The sequence below is a fragment of the Gluconobacter japonicus genome (assembly GCF_015244665.1).
GTDB lineage: Bacteria > Pseudomonadota > Alphaproteobacteria > Acetobacterales > Acetobacteraceae > Gluconobacter > Gluconobacter japonicus.
The window spans coordinates 422900-440573 of sequence record NZ_JABCQN010000002.1; the positions used below are offsets into that span (position 1 = coordinate 422900).

At 55.9% G+C, this 17674-nt stretch carries 12 protein-coding genes; 6 read left to right on the forward strand and 6 right to left on the reverse strand.

The window, feature by feature from the left end:
• The first annotated feature begins 59 nt into the window (after nt 1–59).
• The 3 genes from ettA to HKD32_RS05420 all read left to right on the forward strand — a co-directional run bounded on the left by ettA (nt 60) and on the right by HKD32_RS05420 (nt 2755).
• Nucleotides 60–1739: an energy-dependent translational throttle protein EttA gene (gene ettA, locus HKD32_RS05410; RefSeq protein ID WP_194257649.1), complete on the forward strand. Its 1680-nt coding sequence runs from the start codon at nt 60–62 to the stop codon at nt 1737–1739.
• A 74-nt stretch (nt 1740–1813) separates the two neighbouring features.
• Nucleotides 1814–2311 carry a GNAT family N-acetyltransferase gene (locus tag HKD32_RS05415; protein ID WP_010504171.1) on the forward strand — a complete coding sequence of 166 codons (498 nt, stop codon included), beginning with the start codon at nt 1814–1816 and terminating at the stop codon, nt 2309–2311.
• 87 nt (nt 2312–2398) lie between these two features.
• Nucleotides 2399–2755 (forward strand): pilus assembly protein N-terminal domain-containing protein, encoded by a 357-nt coding sequence (locus HKD32_RS05420; RefSeq protein WP_061931884.1) that lies wholly within the window; start codon nt 2399–2401, stop codon nt 2753–2755.
• Nucleotides 2756–2839: 84 nt separating this feature from the next.
• Here HKD32_RS05420 and HKD32_RS05425 read toward each other — a convergent pair whose 3' ends face one another.
• Both HKD32_RS05425 and HKD32_RS05430 read right to left on the reverse strand, forming a co-directional pair.
• Nucleotides 2840–3436, reverse strand: coding sequence for an MlaC/ttg2D family ABC transporter substrate-binding protein (locus tag HKD32_RS05425; protein WP_010504167.1), 597 nt, complete (start codon nt 3434–3436; stop codon nt 2840–2842).
• Nucleotides 3437–3446: 10 nt separating this feature from the next.
• Entirely contained in the window at nt 3447–4253 is an 807-nt protein-coding gene (locus HKD32_RS05430; protein ID WP_061931886.1) for an MlaA family lipoprotein, read from the reverse strand.
• A 317-nt stretch (nt 4254–4570) separates the two neighbouring features.
• Here HKD32_RS05430 and HKD32_RS05435 point away from each other — a divergent pair, with 317 nt between their 5' ends.
• A complete protein-coding gene (locus tag HKD32_RS05435) occupies nt 4571–5731 on the forward strand; it encodes an aldose epimerase family protein (protein ID WP_194257650.1) in 1161 nt (386 codons plus the stop codon).
• Between the two features lie 70 nt (nt 5732–5801).
• On the opposite strand, the gene HKD32_RS05440 is transcribed toward HKD32_RS05435, so the two are convergent.
• The 4 genes from HKD32_RS05440 to HKD32_RS05455 all read right to left on the reverse strand — a co-directional run bounded on the left by HKD32_RS05440 (nt 5802) and on the right by HKD32_RS05455 (nt 13214).
• A complete protein-coding gene (locus HKD32_RS05440) occupies nt 5802–8756 on the reverse strand; it encodes a TonB-dependent receptor plug domain-containing protein (RefSeq protein WP_194257651.1) in 2955 nt (984 codons plus the stop codon).
• Between the two features lie 246 nt (nt 8757–9002).
• Entirely contained in the window at nt 9003–9782 is a 780-nt protein-coding gene (gene cysE, locus HKD32_RS05445; protein ID WP_194257652.1) for a serine O-acetyltransferase, read from the reverse strand.
• Nucleotides 9779–10996: a UbiH/UbiF/VisC/COQ6 family ubiquinone biosynthesis hydroxylase gene (locus HKD32_RS05450; protein WP_194257653.1), complete on the reverse strand. Its 1218-nt coding sequence runs from the start codon at nt 10994–10996 to the stop codon at nt 9779–9781. The genes cysE and HKD32_RS05450 overlap by 4 nt, the downstream gene beginning before the upstream one ends.
• Nucleotides 10997–11063: 67 nt before the next feature.
• On the reverse strand, nt 11064–13214 hold the full coding sequence (locus HKD32_RS05455; RefSeq protein WP_228118785.1) for a TonB-dependent siderophore receptor: 2151 nt from the start codon (nt 13212–13214) through the stop codon (nt 11064–11066).
• Between the two features lie 494 nt (nt 13215–13708).
• On the opposite strand from HKD32_RS05455, the gene HKD32_RS05460 reads away from it, so the two are divergent.
• Both HKD32_RS05460 and HKD32_RS05465 read left to right on the forward strand, forming a co-directional pair.
• On the forward strand, nt 13709–14887 hold the full coding sequence (locus HKD32_RS05460) for a mechanosensitive ion channel family protein (RefSeq protein ID WP_194257654.1): 1179 nt from the start codon (nt 13709–13711) through the stop codon (nt 14885–14887).
• 171 nt (nt 14888–15058) lie between these two features.
• On the forward strand, nt 15059–17584 hold the full coding sequence (locus HKD32_RS05465; protein WP_061931899.1) for a TonB-dependent receptor plug domain-containing protein: 2526 nt from the start codon (nt 15059–15061) through the stop codon (nt 17582–17584).
• Nucleotides 17585–17674: the final 90 nt, after the last annotated feature.

Sequence of the window (17674 nt, forward strand, 5' to 3'; positions counted from 1 at the left end):
GTCTGGCGTGCCCTCTGTTGCCGCCCATTCCACGTTCCACCCCGATCAGGAGACCTCGCATGGCCGCCTACCAGTATGTCTATGTCATGAAGGATCTTACAAAGGCCTATCCGGGTGGACGTGAGGTCTTCAAGGGCATCACGCTCTCCTTCCTGCCGGGCGTGAAGATCGGTGTTCTCGGTGTCAACGGTGCCGGTAAGTCCACGCTGCTCAAGGTGATGGCCGGGATCGACAAGGAATTCGGTGGTGAGGCCTGGGCCGCTGAGGGCGTCAAGATCGGTTATCTTGAGCAGGAACCAAAGCTTGATGAAACCCTGACGGTCGGGGAAAACGTCGCTCTTGGTTTTGGCAAGCTCAAGCATGCCATTGATCGCTTCAACGAGATTTCGATGCTCTTTGCAGAGCCGATGTCCGATGAAGAAATGACGAACCTGCTGGCCGAACAGGCCGAGCTTCAGGAAATCATTGACGCAGGCGACGGCTGGGAACTGGACCGCAAGCTGGAAATCGCTCTGGATGCGCTGCGTTGCCCGCCAGCCGACAGTCCGGTTGACAAGCTGTCCGGTGGTGAGAAGCGCCGTGTGGCTCTGTGCCGCCTGCTTCTGGAAAAGCCTGACATCCTGCTGCTTGACGAACCGACCAACCATCTTGATGCCGAGAGCGTCAGCTGGCTCGAAAAGACGCTGCGTGATTATCAGGGCACTGTCATGGTCATTACCCATGACCGTTACTTCCTTGATAACGTCACCAACTGGATTCTCGAACTCGAGCGTGGCCGTGGCTATCCGTTCGAAGGCAACTACTCGTCCTGGCTGGAACAGAAGCGCAAGCGTCTGGCCCAGGAAGAGAAGGAAGAGAGCTCCCGTCAGCGTGCACTTGCTGCTGAGCAGGAGTGGATCAACAGCTCTCCGAAGGCGCGTCAGGCCAAGAGCCAGGCTCGTATCACCAAGTACGAAGAGATGCTGGCTGCCAACTCTGAAAAGGTTGGCGGTACGGCGGATATCGTCATCACGCCGGGTCCACGCCTTGGCGGTACGGTGATCGAGGCCGAGAACCTCTCCAAGGGCTTTGGCGATCGTCTGCTGATTGATGGCCTGAACTTCAAGCTGCCGCCGGGTGGCATCGTGGGTGTGATCGGTCCGAACGGTGCGGGTAAGTCTACCCTGTTCAAGATGATCACGGGTCAGGACAAGCCGGATGGTGGCTCACTGAAGATCGGTGAGACCGTGAAGCTTGGTTATGTTGACCAGTCCCGCGATACGCTGGATGCCAACAAGACCGTCTGGGAAGAAATTTCCGGGGGTACGGACGTTATTCAGCTTGGCAAGCGGACGGTTCCGTCCCGTGCGTATGTGGGAGCGTTCAACTTCAAGGGGGCTGACCAGCAGAAGCGTGTCGGCATCCTGTCGGGTGGTGAGCGGAACCGCGTTCATCTTGCCAAGATGCTCAAGGAAGACAGCAACGTTCTGCTGCTCGATGAGCCGACCAACGATCTTGACGTTGATACGCTGCGTGCCCTCGAAGATGCTCTGGCAGACTTCGCTGGCTGCGCCGTGGTCATCTCCCATGATCGCTGGTTCCTTGACCGTCTGGCGACGCATATCCTGGCCTTCGAAGGCGATAGTCACGTTGAGTGGTTTGAAGGTAACTTCCAGGACTACGAAGAAGACAAGCGCCGCCGTCTTGGACCAGATGCGACGGAGCCAAGCCGCATCAAGTATCGCCCTCTGGCCCGCTAAGACGGACCGTTCCTTTTGCTCGTCACCGGGGCAGGGTAGTCTGTCCCGGTTTCTGACGGTTTGAGGAGGCCCGTTTGCTAGGGCGCGAACTCCGTACTGCACGTCTGGTTCTCACTCCGGTCAACTGGCCGGATCTTGAGGATATGATTGCTCTCAAGGCTGATGCCGGTGCTTTCGGACAGATGCTTGGCGGCGTGCGAAGCCGCTTTGATACGGAACAGGAAATGGCTGAGGACGTTGCGTTCTGGGCCAGGCGCCGTATTGGTATTTTTGCCATCCGTGAGAATGGGCGCTTTGTTGGGATGACGGGCGTTCATGAACGCCCGGATGGTCGTGGCCTTGGGCTGAGATTTTCCATTTTTCCATGGGCTGCCGGACGTGGACTTGCGCGCGAGGCCGCTGCTGCTGCGATCCGGTATGTTCTGGATGAAGGAGAGCCACGTATTGTGGCTGTGGCCAAGGAAGACAATCTGGCCTCCCGTGTTGTGCTTGGCAGTATCGGCATGCGGCATGTCGATACGTTCGAACGCGATGGCAATACGATGTTTCTCTACGAAATAACGTCCGGCTGACACTGAGCAGGGAGACAGCATTTGTTTCCCGGCTCCGCCGGCACTACCGTCTCAAGCAATATGAAAGTATTCATTGAGGAATGTGGTGTGGCCGATTTTTTGAAAAATATGCGGAAAATAGTGTTTGTGCTGGCCGTTGCGGCGAGTGCGGGGACAGCGATGGCTCAAGCGGGTGCGGTCAAGCCTGCCGAGAGCGTTGTTGGGGGGATGCACATTATTGATCGTACGCTTGTGCTGCCTGTTGGTGGGACAGAAATTGTTGCCCTCCCGCCCGATCTGCAAACCGCGACCCTGAGTTTGCCAGATGTTTTACACGTCAATCTCGTGTCCCAGAAAGTTGCGGAAATTCTGGCGCATCATGAAGGGCAGACCGATGTTCTTTTTACGGGAAAAGACACGATTTACCGTTTCCATGTGACTGTCGTGAAGCGTCCCGTTCGTTAACTGGGGGCTTTAGGGTAACGAGCATAAAAAAGGCCTCCGAAACGGGAGGCCTTTTTTATGATGTCCTGTCCGCAGACGGTTTCATCAGTGGTGATTGTTGAGCTGATGCTCCAGTGCGGTGTTCAGAGCGCCGACATCGCCGCCATGGCGGGAAAGGTAGGAGCTGTAGTCGCCACGCTGGTTCATGCGCAGGCTGGCGCCTTCACCATACATGTCCACAACCTTTGACGGGTTTCCGCCAATGATAAGCTGCATGTTGACTTCAGGCTGGCCTGGACGGTCGATGAGAGCATTGACGCGCTCACCATCCGGTGTCGGGGTGGAGCCTGTCACACGGAAGCTGACGCCCTGATAGTTGCCGATCTGGTCCGTGATGGTGTTGACCAGAACCTGATCGAAGAGCTGCAGGTATTTCTGCTGCTGGGCCGGTGTTGCCGTGCGCCAGTAGCGGCCGAGGCAGTATCGGGCGATGCCCTGAATATCGACGTTGGACTGAAGCAGCGGGAGAACTTCACGCTTTTTCTCAGCCAGTGGCTTGCTGGAGTTGACGATGCTGACCAGCTGGCCGCCGAAGGAATTCACGAAATCTGTTGCCGGGTTGGCGTGTGCGACACCGGCCCCGAACGTGAGGGTTGCAGCAAGTGCACCAAACAGGGCGCGGCGCGAAAGGGCTTTAAGCATGCGTTTGTCCTCAGTTGTACCAGTCTGGGGTGGTGGCGCGGTGATCGTTCTGCATGGCGTCAATCTGGCTCTGGCGGTTCTGCTGCCATGCACTGCGGACGTAAGAGTACGGATCAAGGCTGTCCTGCTCCAGATGATCGATCTGATCCACACTGTTGGCAAAGCCATCAACCGTGCCCAGAATATTATAAGCCCAGTTGAATGTCAGCAGGCCGTACCCTCTTGGCACATAGTTGATCGGGGTCAGAGCCTGACCGATCGCGTAACCTGCGCCATCGCGGAAGTTGCTGGGGCCTACGAATGGAATGAAGAGATACGGACCGCTCGGCACGCCCCATGTTCCCATGGTCATGCCTGGATCCGTTTCATGCTGTTTGTATCCCACCAGACTGGCAACATCGAAGAACCCGGCCACACCTGCACTCATGTTGATCGTAAAGCGCATGAACGAGTCGCCTGCGCGCCGTGGCTTTCCAGCCCCGACATCGGAGAAGAACACGGCAGGCTCGCGCCAGGTTTCATTGATATTGGAAATGCTGTGACGCACCGGCTTCGGCACGGCCCAGACCCAGGCCTTGGCCACGGGGCGCAGTGCGACGTGGTAGGCCCACATCTGGACGTTATACATCTTCCGGTTCAACGGTTCGTAGGGATCGTTGGCAGCCTTGTAGTCGGCTAGGTCGTCCGGATCTTTCGGCGGCGGATTGCGCAGGGAGCCACAGGCCCCCAGCGTCAGCAGTGCCAACACGCCTGCGATGGCTCTGCTACGATGCGAGCGCGTCGCCTTCTTACCGATTCTGTCCTGCCGAGAGTCCATAACCATTCCTCAAAAACCCCACTCCGCGAGCGTGCTCACAAAGACTTCATCTGAAAACGGAAATTTTCCAAATCCGTTCCCATTCAATTATCATGCCGCTAGCAGAGCCATGAGCCGTCCGTCGCGGAAAACTGCGGAAGGCGGTAGTCATAGCCTATACTGGGCTAGCCCGCACCCCTCTATGTCTCCAAATTATGACACAGGGAACGAACGTGATCCTTTAACGATCCAGAAGTCTGAAGGACACTCCGGGCACTTTGACGATTGAAATATTTTGAGAGCAGTGTGGCGCCAACTCAACACCACGGAGTTTTTCGGTGTCTATTTCCGCTTCTCTCAAAGCCCCTCTTTTCGCCACTGCTGCTCTTGTTGGACTGTCCTTCGGTGTGGCGCAGGCTCACCCGGCTGTCAGTTCACAGCCCTGGGGCACAACGGCGGACGGCAAGGCCGTTCGTATTGTGACGCTGAAGAACGATCATAACGTCACCGTTCGTGTCATTACCTATGGTGGCATCATCCAGTCCGTTGAGACGCCGGATCGCAACGGGCATGTTCAGGATGTGGTTCTCGGGTTCGGTGACCTGAAGGGCTACACGGTCGATAGTGCCAAGGGTGGCCTGTTCTTTGGGGCCATGATCGGCCGTTACGCCAACCGCCTGGCAGGTGGCAGCTTCCCGGTTGAGGGCAAGGTCTATCATACGGACATCACCGCCGGCCCGAATGCTCTGCACGGTGGCAAGAAGGGTTTCGACAAGAATGTCTGGACGCTTGAAAAGACCGGAACCAACGGCTCTGGCGCGTATGTGACCCTCAAGCTGGTCAGCCCCAACGGCGATCAGGGCTTTCCTGGCACTCTGACGACGCACATCACCTACACATTGGGTAACGATGATGCTCTGTCCCTGCATTATGTCGCCACAACCGATGCGCCGACGGTTCTGAACCTGACGAACCACAGCTACTGGAACCTGAATGGCGAAGGCTCGGGCAGCATTGAGCCGGAAATCCTTCAGCTGAATGCGGACAGCTTCACACCGACGGACAGCACATCCCTTCCGACCGGGCAGATTGTTCCCGTGGCAGGAACGCCGCTGGACTTCAGCAAGCCGACCGCCATTGGGGACCGTCTGCGCAGCAACGATCAGCAGATGATGTATGCCCGCGGGTATGACATGAACTGGGTTGTTAACGGCGCTTACGGTCAGGCTCCGCGCCTTGCGGGCAAGGTTTACGATCCCCGCTCTGGTCGCAGCATGGAAATCCTGACGAACCAGCCGGGCCTTCAGGTCTATACGTCCAACTCGCTGGATGGTGGATATGCTGGCATTTCCGGTCGGTCTTATCGTCAGACCGATGCTGTTGCGTTCGAGGCAGAGCACTATCCCGACAGCCCGAACCATCCGTCTTTCCCGACGACAGAGCTGAAGCCGGGCCAGACATTCGATTACACGACGATCTTCAAGTTCTCGAACAAGTAAGACTTTCGGGCACGCGAACAAAAAAGGGGGCGATCCGCAAGGACCGCCCCCTTTCTGCTGATCCGGAGGATCAGAAGTTCACGCCTGCCTGAAGGAAGACGTAACGGCCCATATAGAGGTTGCCGTAAAGTGCGGAGGCACTGTTGTCTGTTCCGCTGGCGACAAATGGTGGCTTCTTGTCGAGAATGTTGGTGACACCACCCTGGAAGTTCCAGGTCTTCCAGCGATATGTCACCGTCACATCGTGGGAGAAAATCCCAGGGGTGCTGGTGCGGCCATAACCGTTGGCGCGTGTCAGATCTGTGGTGCCGTCGTTCCAGCGCATGCCACCGATGTAGTTCATCATGTAGGTGACGCCGACGGGGCCATGCTGCCAGCCGACTGTTGCATAATCACGCACACGCGGCATGCCGTAGCCTGATTGATACATCATGCGGCCTGCATAGTTGTACCACTGACCGCCGACTTCGTTCTGCTGCAGATAGCTGACGAGCTGCTGGAAGTTGTTGGACAGTGTCAGGACATCGTGGGCCGTGACACGGATGCGGTAGTCTAGGTCAAAGTCGATACCGCTCGTCTTCAGGCCGCCGATATTGGCATAGGTGGACGTAACGGAGTTGATCTGACCCGTGCTGGCAACACGCGTGATGGCACTGCAATAGTTCGTGTTGGCACCCGTATAGCACTGATCCATGATGTACTGGCTGCTCAGATACGTGATCATGTTCTTGAGCGTGTAGTGCCAGTATTCCACGGAAGCCGAGAGCCCCGGAATCCAGCGCGGCGTGATGACCGTACCGATCGTGTAGGTCCGGCCGGTTTCAGGCTTCAGCTTGGAATTGCCGCCATACAGTGTTGGCGTCTGGCCGGAATAGGCCGAAGTGAAGCTTGAAGAATTGATGCCCTGCTTGGCGCAGGTGGCGGCGACCGTTGCAGATTTTGCGCCATAAGAGGCTGCCTGAACGGAGTCACACGGGTCTGTTGCAGACGCGTAGCCGAGGGACTGGCCGCCATACAGTTCATAAACGTTCGGCTGACGATAAGACGTGCCGAGCGTCGCGCGGAAGCGGATGTCCTGGATTGGCGCCCAGTTGATGGAGGCCTTCCAGTTCTTGGCGCTGCCGAACGTGTTGTACTCAGAGTAACGGCCTTGCGCGTCGATCGTCAGATCCTTGGCGAGGAACGCATTGTGCAGCAGCGTTGCCTTGCCTTCGAGGTAGCCTTCCGTGACGTTGAATCCACCGCCCGTGTAGGAGGCGGAGTTCGTCAGCGTCTGGCCGGATTCAACGAGCGCATCCGGATGGTAGGCAAGCTGCTCGCCGCGGTGCTCCATACCCATTGCGATACCCAGATCGCCACCGTTCTTCCACGGCATGTGCACAACATGGTTGTTGTTGATGCGCAGGTTCAGGTCACGCAACTGGTAATAGTAGTGATCGTGCGACGTGTAGTTGGAATAGGCTGCCGCTGCGGACGAGAGCTTCGTGAACGGATTGGACAGAACGCAGCCAGCCGCTGCATTGCAGACAGACGGGTTATAAACCAGCGCGCTGTCCGAGTTTCCGGGTTCGACCTGTTCCAGGCCATAGGTCTGAAGCAGTTTGGAGTAGTTGCCGACGCCTGACGTCTGCGACATGACCTGGTTCCACCCATAAGAGTAGGACAGGTCATAGTTCCAGCCGTGGGTGATCGCGCCTTTTACGCCCGCAATTCCGGTGTAGGTGTCGGATGCGGTTTCGCTACGACGGTTCCCCCATTCGGACATGCGCTTGTACATGACTGCGTCTTCACCCGTCGGGTTTCCGGGGTAATCGGCAGGGATATACAGCGTTGTCGGCAGGGTGGACGGATAGATGCTGCCGGAAACGGGCATTGGAGCCATCGTCGTGGACGAATTGCGGTGGCTGTAATTGAAGTTCAGATACGGCGTGAAGTGCTCGTTGATGTCATAATGCGCGTCAAAACCGAGCGTCGCGTTTGTCAGCGAATTCGTCAGGTTCTGGTCATTGCCATAGTTGTAGCGGTCAGATTTTGTGAAATTACGGACGCCACCTGTACCGGTTGCGAGATAATCCCCGCTATCCGTGATGAAACGGCCGGCAGTTGGAATGGACGAGCCATAGGAGATGCTGGACGCGCTGGCAGGATCGTTGATCTGAACCGGGTTAGCCCAGGAACGGCTGCTTTGCTTGATCCCGCTCTGGGTCATGTAAGAGCCGGAGACGGTTACGTTGCCGCGGCCATGATCGAAGTTCCAGCCCTTGTAGCCGGAGATCATGCCTGTCTGGCCGTCACCAACATCTGTGATGCCACCACGGACCGTGATGTTGCCGTCACTCAGGTTGTGTTTGAGCTTGATGTTGATAACGCCGGAAACGGCATCGGCACCATAAAGTTCTGAGCCACCATCCTTGAGGATTTCAACGCTGGCGATCTGATGAACATTGATCGTGTTCATGTCGAAGCAGCTGTTGTTGCCGTTGATGGCGGCGCGCTTGCCATCAACGAGAACCAGAACGCGGTTCTGACCAAGGTTACGGATGTCGGTGCAGGAGGCGCCGCCCGTTCCGTTGGTCTGGCTGTTCGTTGTTCCGGATGACCCGATGGAGGGCAGACGTTGCAGGTAATCGCCAAGTGTCGTGGCGCCTGTCTGTTCGATCTGCTTGCTCGTGACAATCTGGACCGGGTTGGCGTTCTGATTGTTGGACGTGCTCAGGGCCGACCCGGTGACAACGACGCTTTCAGAGCGGCCCGCGTCAATAGAAGCAACCGCACGACGGCGATTAACCTGAGCGTTCAAAGTTGGCGCGGCGGGGGTGGAAACAACGGATGCCGTCGTACCAACGGGAGCCTGTGTTGCTGCTGTTGTTTTAGCAGCCGTTTTGGCGTGTGAGGATGTGCGGTGAGAGGACGCACGGTGATGCGTGCTCGTGGCGGTCTGTGCGTTCGCGGATGCGGTCGCGTCCAGTCCCATGCTGAGAACGGAAGCGCACAGAAGCAGCTCCCTGCGTCGATGAAGAATCATGTGGGCTCACAGTCAGACTATATTTCTGAGATCCCGCAAGTAATGTTTTTGTCCCAGAACTTTGTCTATCCGGAAATATCTGGAAGAAATGCCCTTTAGTCACGCTGTTGCATAAATATCATCAAACTAAAACAAAACTATACTTTCTGTTTCTTGGTAATAAGGAATGTTATTCATGGAAACAAATCTGTTTCATATCGAAACAATTCTTCGGCGCAGGCAGCCCTGTTCTGCCTGCTGTCTTCGTCAGGGGACGGGATGAACAGGGCTCGGTGTGACAGCAGTTTTTGCTGTTCCGAGAATGCGTGCGGGATTTCCGACGGCTGTTGAGTTGGCAGGAACATCTTCCAGAACGACGGAGGCCGCGCCGACTCGTGCATTCTCGCCAATGATGAGCCGACCCAGAACTTTGGCGCCCGAACCGATCATGGCGCCTCGGCGGACAATTGGGTGGCGGTTTCCGCTCAATTTTCCGGTCCCGCCAAGGGTGACGTCCTGGAAAAGGGAAACATCGTCTTCAATGATGCAGGTTTCGCCAATGACGATGCCTGTTCCATGATCGATGCTCAGACGACGTCCCAGTTGAGCGGCGGGATGAATGTCGATCGAGAACAGTTCATTGATCCGGCTCTGGACATGATAGGCCAGGTGTCGGCGGTTCTGCTGCCAGAGATAATGCGCGATGCGATGGGCTTGGAGGGCCTGCCATCCCTTGAAGAACAGAAAGGGTGTGACAAGGTCCGGGCAGGCGGGGTCCCGGTCCCGGGTCGCCAGAATGTCTTCGGCCGCCGCTTCCGCGATTTCCGGGACGTCCTGAAGGATGGAGGCGACAAGGCGTGTAAGGGCCGTAGCAGAAATTGAGCGATCTGCCAGTTTTGTGCCCAGAAGGGAGGCCAGTGCCGAACTGAAGTCGGCATGGTCCCCGATATTGGTCGCAAAAACATCCTGAATCAGCGGGTCATGGCAACTGCAGGCCTGAGACTGCATGTCGCGCCAGAGCTGAGCCAGGTCAGGAGTGCGGGTCATACGCCCATTGCCCGACGGACAAAGGCCTGTCTGAGGCGTGGAAAACGATGGACGCCTGCAATGCCCAGGTCGCGCACGCGCCGCAGGATTGGATTGTCGTTTCCAAACAGGCGCTCAAGAATGTCGGTTGCAGCCAGCATGGCCATGTTGCCGGGGCGCGTCCGGCGCTGATAGCGTGTCAGGAGTTCATGGCTTCCCGGATCAGCACGATGGCTGTGAGCTTCGATCAGCAGATCGGCAAGGGCAATGACGTCCCGGAAACCGATGTTCAGGCCCTGACCGGCAATCGGGTGAATACCGTGTGCGGCATCTCCAACGAGGGCCAGACGCTGCGCGATATAGGTCTGGGCGTATTGTGCGGAGAGGGGGTAGATCCAGCGGCGCCCGATGGGGGTAATCGCGCCAAGATCCTCGTCGCCCATGCGAGCCTTGATTTCCCGTGCGAAGACGTCATGCGGGAGGCTATGGAAGCGCTGTGCACGGCCTTCGCCTTCTGCCCAGACGATGGCGGAGCGGTGTGGGTGTTCCGGTGTGCCGGGCATGGGCAGGCGGGCGAACGGGCCTTCTGGCAGAAAGTGTTCCAGAGCCACGCCGTCATGCGGCTTTTCGTGCGCGATCGTCGCGACGATCCCGTACTGATGGTAGGGAATTTTCGTCAGGCCAATGCGAGCCTGCTCGCGCAAGGGCGAACGGCGACCTTCTGCGGCGATGGCAAGTTTCGCCGTAACGGTGGAGCCAGAGGCTAGGCGGATGGAGACGCGATCCGGATGGAAGGTGAATGTGCCGGTATCGGGCGCACGCACATCCAACGTTTCATACTGTCCCAGCGTCTGATTGATGGCGACACGCAGATCACGGGCTTCGACCATCCAGCCGAAATTCATGCCTTCTGGCGCATCTTCCACGCCGAAGTGCAGGAAGAGCGGAGAGGCGGCTTCATGAGGGCGGCCATCAGACACGCGGATTTCACGGATAGGCTGGGAGACGCCGGGCAGATTGTCCCAGATGCCCGCGGCTTCGAGCATCTGACGTGAGCCTTCCGCAATGGCGTAGGCGCGACCGTCCAGAGAGGGGTCTTCCATGCCCGGGAGAGGCGCACGGTCAATCAGCAGAACACGAACGCCCTCTGCGGCCAGACGGCATGCGAGTGTCGCTCCAACCGGGCCAGCTCCGTTAATGCACAGGTCGTAATGTGTCTTTTTCATCGTGCTCATCTCCCTGCCCCCTGTCCTACTCCTGTGAGGTTGGGAGCGGAAGAGGGAAGGGTGGAGCCAGTGTAAGTCAGAGATCGAAGCGTGCGTTCAGGAAGACGGCCCGTGGCGTTCCGACGAAGAAGTAGTCAGAGGCCAGAAAACCCCAGTAATGAAGGTTCGTGGCGTTATCGAGTTCAGCACGCAGGGTCACTTTGTGGCGTCCGATGCTCGTGCGATAGCTGGCTCGCAGGTTGAGCAGGGTATAGCTTGGGACGTGGTAGGTGTTGGAGCTATCACCCCACATGGAGGCCGTATAGTGAACTTCCGCCGTGGCTGAGAGACCTGGCACGCCGGGGATACGGTCTGTCAGCTGGAACACGTTCTGGAACAGTGGAATACCCTCGATCTTGTTTCCTTTGATGGTGGCATCCGCCTTGCTGTATTTTCCGCCTTCGGCGCCCAGACTATCCGTAAGCGTAATGCCGAACGGAAGATCTACATGACCGCTGAGTTCTGCGCCCTGATATGTGACGGTGCCGTTAGAGACATAGACATTGTCAGCATTTGCGTATTGTGCGCCGCGTGTGATGCGATAGAGCGCGCCTGTTAGATCCCAGTTTGCACGAGCCACTTTTGCACCGACTTCCACCTGGTCTGAACGGATTGGCGGAAGAGTTTCACGTGCGTTTTTATAGGTATCGCCGACGGTTCCGCCGTTCTCCAGTGCCTGAACGTAGCTGGCGTAAATGGTGGTGTCTTTCCACGGATGGAACATCAGCGCGGCTGTCGGGGTGAGGGGGGTGGTGCGCAGGGCGGTTTTCGCGCCTGAAGCCTTCCAGGTCAGCTGGTGGAAATCTGTGAAGCGAATGCCAGCCAGCAACGACCAGTGTTTGTCAAACGTCAGAGTGTCGCTTCCGAAAAGACCAACCTGATCGGAGCGGTAATTGTTGTAAGTCGCTGTGTTCCAGCTTCCGCTGTAGGAACGGCTGATGACGGGCGCGTAGAGGTTTTGTCCTCCGATATCAACGTAGTCGGAATCATAGGGCAGATATTTGCTCAAGCCCTGCCATGCGGCGCCCATGGTAAAGTCATGTCGGATGAAGCCTGTTCGGAATTTTCCTTCCAGAATGGCCTGAACCTGATCGTACTGCGCCCAGCTTCCGGGATTGGTGCTCATGTAGGTGTTGTAGTCGCCGGCCTGGTTTTGCAGGGACATCCACTCCCCGCGATAGCGACGGTAGTCCATGCTGTGACTGTAATCGATCCGGGCGGTCCAGTTTTTCGTGATGTCCCAGTGTAGTCCGGTGGAAACGAACAGCGTGTGGGATGTGAACATGCTGGCGGGAGAGGCGGTCAGATTTTTATGGCCGCTGATGGCATCGGGCAGGCGATTGCCGCCATAGGCAGACGGGTCATCAATGAAGAAATCCTGTACGCCCCCTCGGACTTGGCGGTCTTGATAAATGGCGTCGGCCGTCCAGAGAAGGTTGGGGGCAAGGCGTACATCGGTGGAAAGAGACCCCGAGAACCGGGTGACGTGAGAGCCGCTGTAGGTTTCGCCGTTTTCATGTGTGAGGTTGAGGCGGTATCCGAAAATATCGTTCCGAAAGAGGCGGCCGCCTGTATCGATGTGCTGGCTGCCGACCGCGCCTGAACTATAGCCAGCATCAAAGGAAAACGTGCGGGCGTCTGTTGGTTTTTTGGTCTGGAAGTCGATGATGCCGCCGGGCGCATTGAAGCCGTACATGAAACCGGAAGCCCCCTTGAGAAGCTGTACTGCCTCGAAGGACTCAAGCGGTAGCTCCACGGTCGTCATGAAGAAGGGCGTGCCGTTGATCTTGTAGCCGTTGTAATCGTCAAGCGGCACACCGCGGACTGTCACGGAGTAGGCGTTGAATGAATATGTGTCGCCGTTTGAAATGACGGATGCATCCTGCGAAAAAACGCGGGCAAGGGATTTGACCTGTCGTTCCTGAATCTCGGCTGCCGTAACGGTTCTGATCGAGAAGGGTGTGTCCAGAACGCGTTTGGTCCCCAACGCCCCACCATTAACGGGATGGGCATGACCACGGACGGTGAAATTTTCATCTGCCTCATCCGGATGTCCGCTTTTCGCATGATGGGAAGACGCAGGACGCGATTTCTGTGCGGTGTGGTGAGCGCCGGTCAGGGGCTTTGTGCGTGTTTCCGGTGGCTCATTCTGTGTCGCTGCCCATGCAACGGCGGAGGTGCCTGACATAAGAAGGGTGAAGGAAAGGACAGAGGACAAAATGGAAGAATGGGGCGACATAAAACTTCACCAGATCGTTAATTTAAAAAATTACATAAATTCTATGTCAATAAATCGAAACATCAATGTGGATCGTTGTTTAAATACCGTTTCGGTAAAAAACTAAAAACTGCTTATAAATTCAGTGTTTTTGCTAAATTTGTTTTTCTGGATGTTTGGATTTCAGGCCGCATAAAAAAGGGTATGTGCAGTGTATCTTTTCAGCAACAAGAATAGTGAAGAAGATATAATAACTAAATAATATAGTGAAAATTGGTGGTGTTCTATTTGGGGAACAGTTCTGCTCCCGTGAGGTTATAGTCGAGCGTTCCGCAGTGGATCTGCTGTGGAGTACCCGGAAATAGCGTTTCATTCGTTCAGGATATCGTCCCTGCGCGACCTGAAGGGGAACGGCTTACGACTGTCTAGGGAGACCCATGTTCAGACAGAATTACGTGGATTCAATGTCCACTCTCCGTCACCAGTTTGACTGGCTGCCTGACCCGTTTGGATCCATTCTGTTGCTTTGTGCGGCTGCGCTGATTGCGCTTCTGCTAAGCCGCCTCATTACTGGCGCACTGCCACGGCTGCCGGGATTGCGGAAAATCCAGTTCATTCATGCGATCATCAACAGGTTGCGGTTGAACATCAGTTATTTTCTGATGATTATTGCAGCGAGTGCTGCTTTGCCTGCCACGGAAGGCTTTTCTCCCAAGACAGAAACATTTCTGGCACACGCGCTGGCCTGTCTGTTCATCATGAACCTGGGCTTCGGGATTATCCGGGCTTTCAGGCTGGTGACGGATCAGTATCTCAACCGTATCAGTGCAAAAGAAAATGTAGATGACATTACGGTGCGGTCTCATCAGACGCAGATCCGTGTTCTTCGGCGTCTGATTGAAATTACTTTTGGGGTGCTCACTGTCGCTACCTCTTTGATGGTGTTTCATTCCGTTCAGAAATTTGGCGTGTCGCTTTTTGCTTCTGCTGGAGCGGCTTCGTTGATCGTTGGTCTGTCTGCGCGTCCTGCTCTGTCGAACCTGATTGCTGGTATTCAGATTGCCATGACGCAGCCGATCCGGATGGAGGATATGCTGATTCTGAATGGAGACTGGGCCTGGGTTGAAGAAATCAATGCGACTTATGTGGTGCTGAGAACATGGGATCGACGCCGCTACATTGTGCCCATTTCCTATTTTCTGGAAAACCCGTTCCAGAACTGGACGCACAGTTCACAGTCTCTGATTGGGTCCATTTTTCTGTGGCTGGATTATCGGACGCCGATGGACAAGCTACGGCAGATGTTCATGGAGGAAATTGTTCATTGCCCGGACTGGGATCAGGACCGCTCTTCCGTCGCCTGTCAGATTGCGGACAGCAACGCTCAGGTCATTTCCATTCGTATGATTGCAGGGGCAGCAGACGCTGGGCGCATGTGGAATCTGTCCTGCGATATACGCGAGCGCATGTTGCGGCGGATTCAGATCGAACTGCCAGAATGTCTTCCGCGTGGCCGTACGGCTGTCGTTTCTGACTCTCCGTCTGACATGCCGTGGCCGGAAAGTCTCATGGCACCTCCAGTCAATCGACCCGGTGATACCAAATATCGCGGTCCGGATATGAAAATGCCCGTTGTTCCCTGAAATTTCATAGTGTCACACAGGAGGGTTCAATAATTACGTTTGTAAGCCTGATGGTGTGACATTTGTGCACTAGAAACGCTGTGATATAGTTTCGAGAAAGGAATAACCGTAGACACATTAAAAAACGTTCCTAATCTGAACTGAACACCGGATCTGATTAGGACAGCCTGAATGCGCCTCAAGTCACTTCTTCTCGCTACCACCATCGTTACGATTCTGCATCCAGCACATCAGGCCTCTGCTGCCGTGCACAAATCGACCAAGGCCACGACACCCGCGAAGGGAACGGTCAAAACCACCGGGAAGAAAACAGCCGTTCGTCAGGCTGCTGTAACGCCGCGTCGCTCTCATGCGGTTGATAGCAACAGCAACGAACAGATGATCGTGACGGGAACGCATGCGTTTAATCGCCGGGCACGGGATTCCACGAGCCCGATCAGTGTGCTTACCGCGGCAACGCTGCGGCGTTCCGGCCAGATGAACCTGGCTGACGCCATCGTTCGTACCGATCCGTCCATTACAGTCAACGCCATGGGAAGTGATGCGGGCGCACTCACGTCTTCGATCCGGATGCGTGGTCTGAACCCGAACGAGGTTCTGGTCCTCGTGGATGGCAAGCGTCGTCATACGACGGCCAATATTTATGCTGATGCAGGTCCGCAGCAGGGTTCGACGCCGGTCGATCTGAACATGATCCCGGCTTCTGCAATCGATCACATCGAGATCCTGCGTGATGGTGCGGCGGCCATGTATGGCTCAGACGCCATTGCAGGCGTTGTGAACATCATTCTGAAAAAGACGCCACATGGTCTGAACATGACGGCCCAGACAGGTGCCAACGCCTATAACGGTGATGGCTGGCAATATCAGCTTGGCGCAGATGGCGGCTTTGGTTTTCTGGGTGATGGTTATGTCCATATGAGTGGGCAGGTTTATCACACGGACCATATGGTCCCGAACACGACGGATGTCCGTACGGTTCCGGGCAATCCCGAGTACAAAGGCTTCACGGTTCCTCACAACTCCAACAAAATCCTGAGTACGCCGGAAGAAACCCGCGAAAATCTCAGCATTGAGTTTGGCAAGACGCTGACGGAAGGTGTGAAGGGTTATGGCCTCATCACCTATGCGCATCGTCATTCCGAGGCTTACGAGAACTATCGTATGCCGTCTGTCGCGCCGACGCTCTATCCTTATGGGTTCTCACCGCTCGAAACCATTGAAGAGAATGATTACGCTGCCACGCTGGGTCTGAAGGGTGACAATTTCCTCGGGTTTTCCTGGGATCTCAGCTCGACCTATGGTGCGGATGAAAGTGACATCGGCAACAAAAATACGGCGAACCCGAATCTGATCAAGGAGACGGGTACGTCCCCGACGACGGTTCGTGCTGAAACCTATCGTCTGTCGCAGTGGACGAACAATCTTGATTTCCGCCGTCAGTTGAAGATTGCGAACCTCGTTCCTGTGACCGTGGCTTTCGGTGGCGAGCATCGTCTTGAAACTTATCAGATCTGGCCCGGCGAAATCGCGTCGTACACACAGGGCGGAACGCAGGGATATGCGGGCCTGATGCCTGAAAACTCAGGCAAATGGAGTCGTGACGTCTGGGCGGCCTATCTGGATGGTGATTTCCATCCTTTGAAGCACTGGGATCTCGATTTTGCTGGCCGGTTTGAGCATTACACCGACGTTGGCAACACTGAGAACGGCAAGATTTCCACGCGCTATGACATCACGAAGCGTATTGCTGTCCGTGCTACGATCAGCAACGGTTTCCGCGCGCCGACCCTGCCGGAAGAAAACTTCAGTGCTTTGAATGTGTCTCCAACGGGTGCTTCTGGCCTTCTGTCGACTTCAGGTGCGGCAGGACGCGCACTGGGTGCACAGAAACTGAAGCCCGAGCGGTCTACAAGTGCAGAAGGCGGTATCATTCTTGAGCCGGTAGATGGCTGGCATATTTCTGCGGATGTTTACCAGATCAACATCCGTGACCGCATTTCCGGTGCAGGCTCCATTTACGGTGATACGGCGATCTCGGCGATCGCCATGACGGGTGCGACGCTGCCAACAGATATTACGTCCGCTGACGTGTCTGCCAACTACTTCGCCAATGTAGGCAGTACGCGAACGCAGGGTCTCGATATCCAGTCCGACTATCTGCTGCATATGCATCGGTATGGAAATCTTGATCTGACGATGGCGCTCAACCTGAACCGCACACGCGTCAGCCACATCAACACGAACTCGCAGGGTAATCCTTACCTCAACGAGCAGAGCATTGCGTATCTGACGTCCACCTCTCCGCGTAGCAAGATCATTCTGAACGCGTACTGGACCATTGGTCAGTGGGATGTGAACGTCCGCCAGACCCGTTACGGCGAGACGACCTCCATGCTGACGTATCAGGATCAGACGCCTGCAAATCTCACCTGCAAAGGAGAGAGCCTTCAGTATTCCAATGTTTGCTGGGGACAGTTCAAGAATACGCCAGTCTGGCTGACGGATCTTGAGGTTGGGTATCGTCTCAATCACGTGTGGCACTTCGCCGTGGGTGCCAATAACATCTTCAACCAGCGTCCGCGTCGTCTGACCAAGTATCTTAACTACCTTGGAGCAAATACCTACGACGCGGATTCTTCCGGCATCGGCATTGCTGGTGGCTACTATTACGGTCGTATCAACGCCACGTTCTGATCAGTCTTCAGATCCGGGCGGAGCAAAAATGCCCGGAGGCACCGGTTTTCCGGTGTCTCCGGGTTGTTTCGTATATTGTTGTTGAACTGG

Bases quoted from the DNA above. Each gene is read 5' to 3' on its own strand.
- HKD32_RS05465 (WP_061931899.1), top strand. From the start codon at position 15,059: ATGCGCCTCAAGTCACTTCTTCTCGCTACCACCATCGTTACGATTCTG.
- HKD32_RS05455 (WP_228118785.1), bottom strand. From the start codon at position 13,214: ATGTCAGGCACCTCCGCCGTTGCATGGGCAGCGACACAGAATGAGCCA.
- ettA (WP_194257649.1), top strand. From the start codon at position 60: ATGGCCGCCTACCAGTATGTCTATGTCATGAAGGATCTTACAAAGGCC.
- HKD32_RS05460 (WP_194257654.1), top strand. From the start codon at position 13,709: ATGTCCACTCTCCGTCACCAGTTTGACTGGCTGCCTGACCCGTTTGGA.
- HKD32_RS05425 (WP_010504167.1), bottom strand. From the start codon at position 3,436: ATGCTTAAAGCCCTTTCGCGCCGCGCCCTGTTTGGTGCACTTGCTGCA.
- HKD32_RS05440 (WP_194257651.1), bottom strand. From the start codon at position 8,756: ATGATTCTTCATCGACGCAGGGAGCTGCTTCTGTGCGCTTCCGTTCTC.
- HKD32_RS05450 (WP_194257653.1), bottom strand. From the start codon at position 10,996: ATGAGCACGATGAAAAAGACACATTACGACCTGTGCATTAACGGAGCT.
- cysE (WP_194257652.1), bottom strand. From the start codon at position 9,782: ATGACCCGCACTCCTGACCTGGCTCAGCTCTGGCGCGACATGCAGTCT.
- HKD32_RS05430 (WP_061931886.1), bottom strand. From the start codon at position 4,253: ATGGACTCTCGGCAGGACAGAATCGGTAAGAAGGCGACGCGCTCGCAT.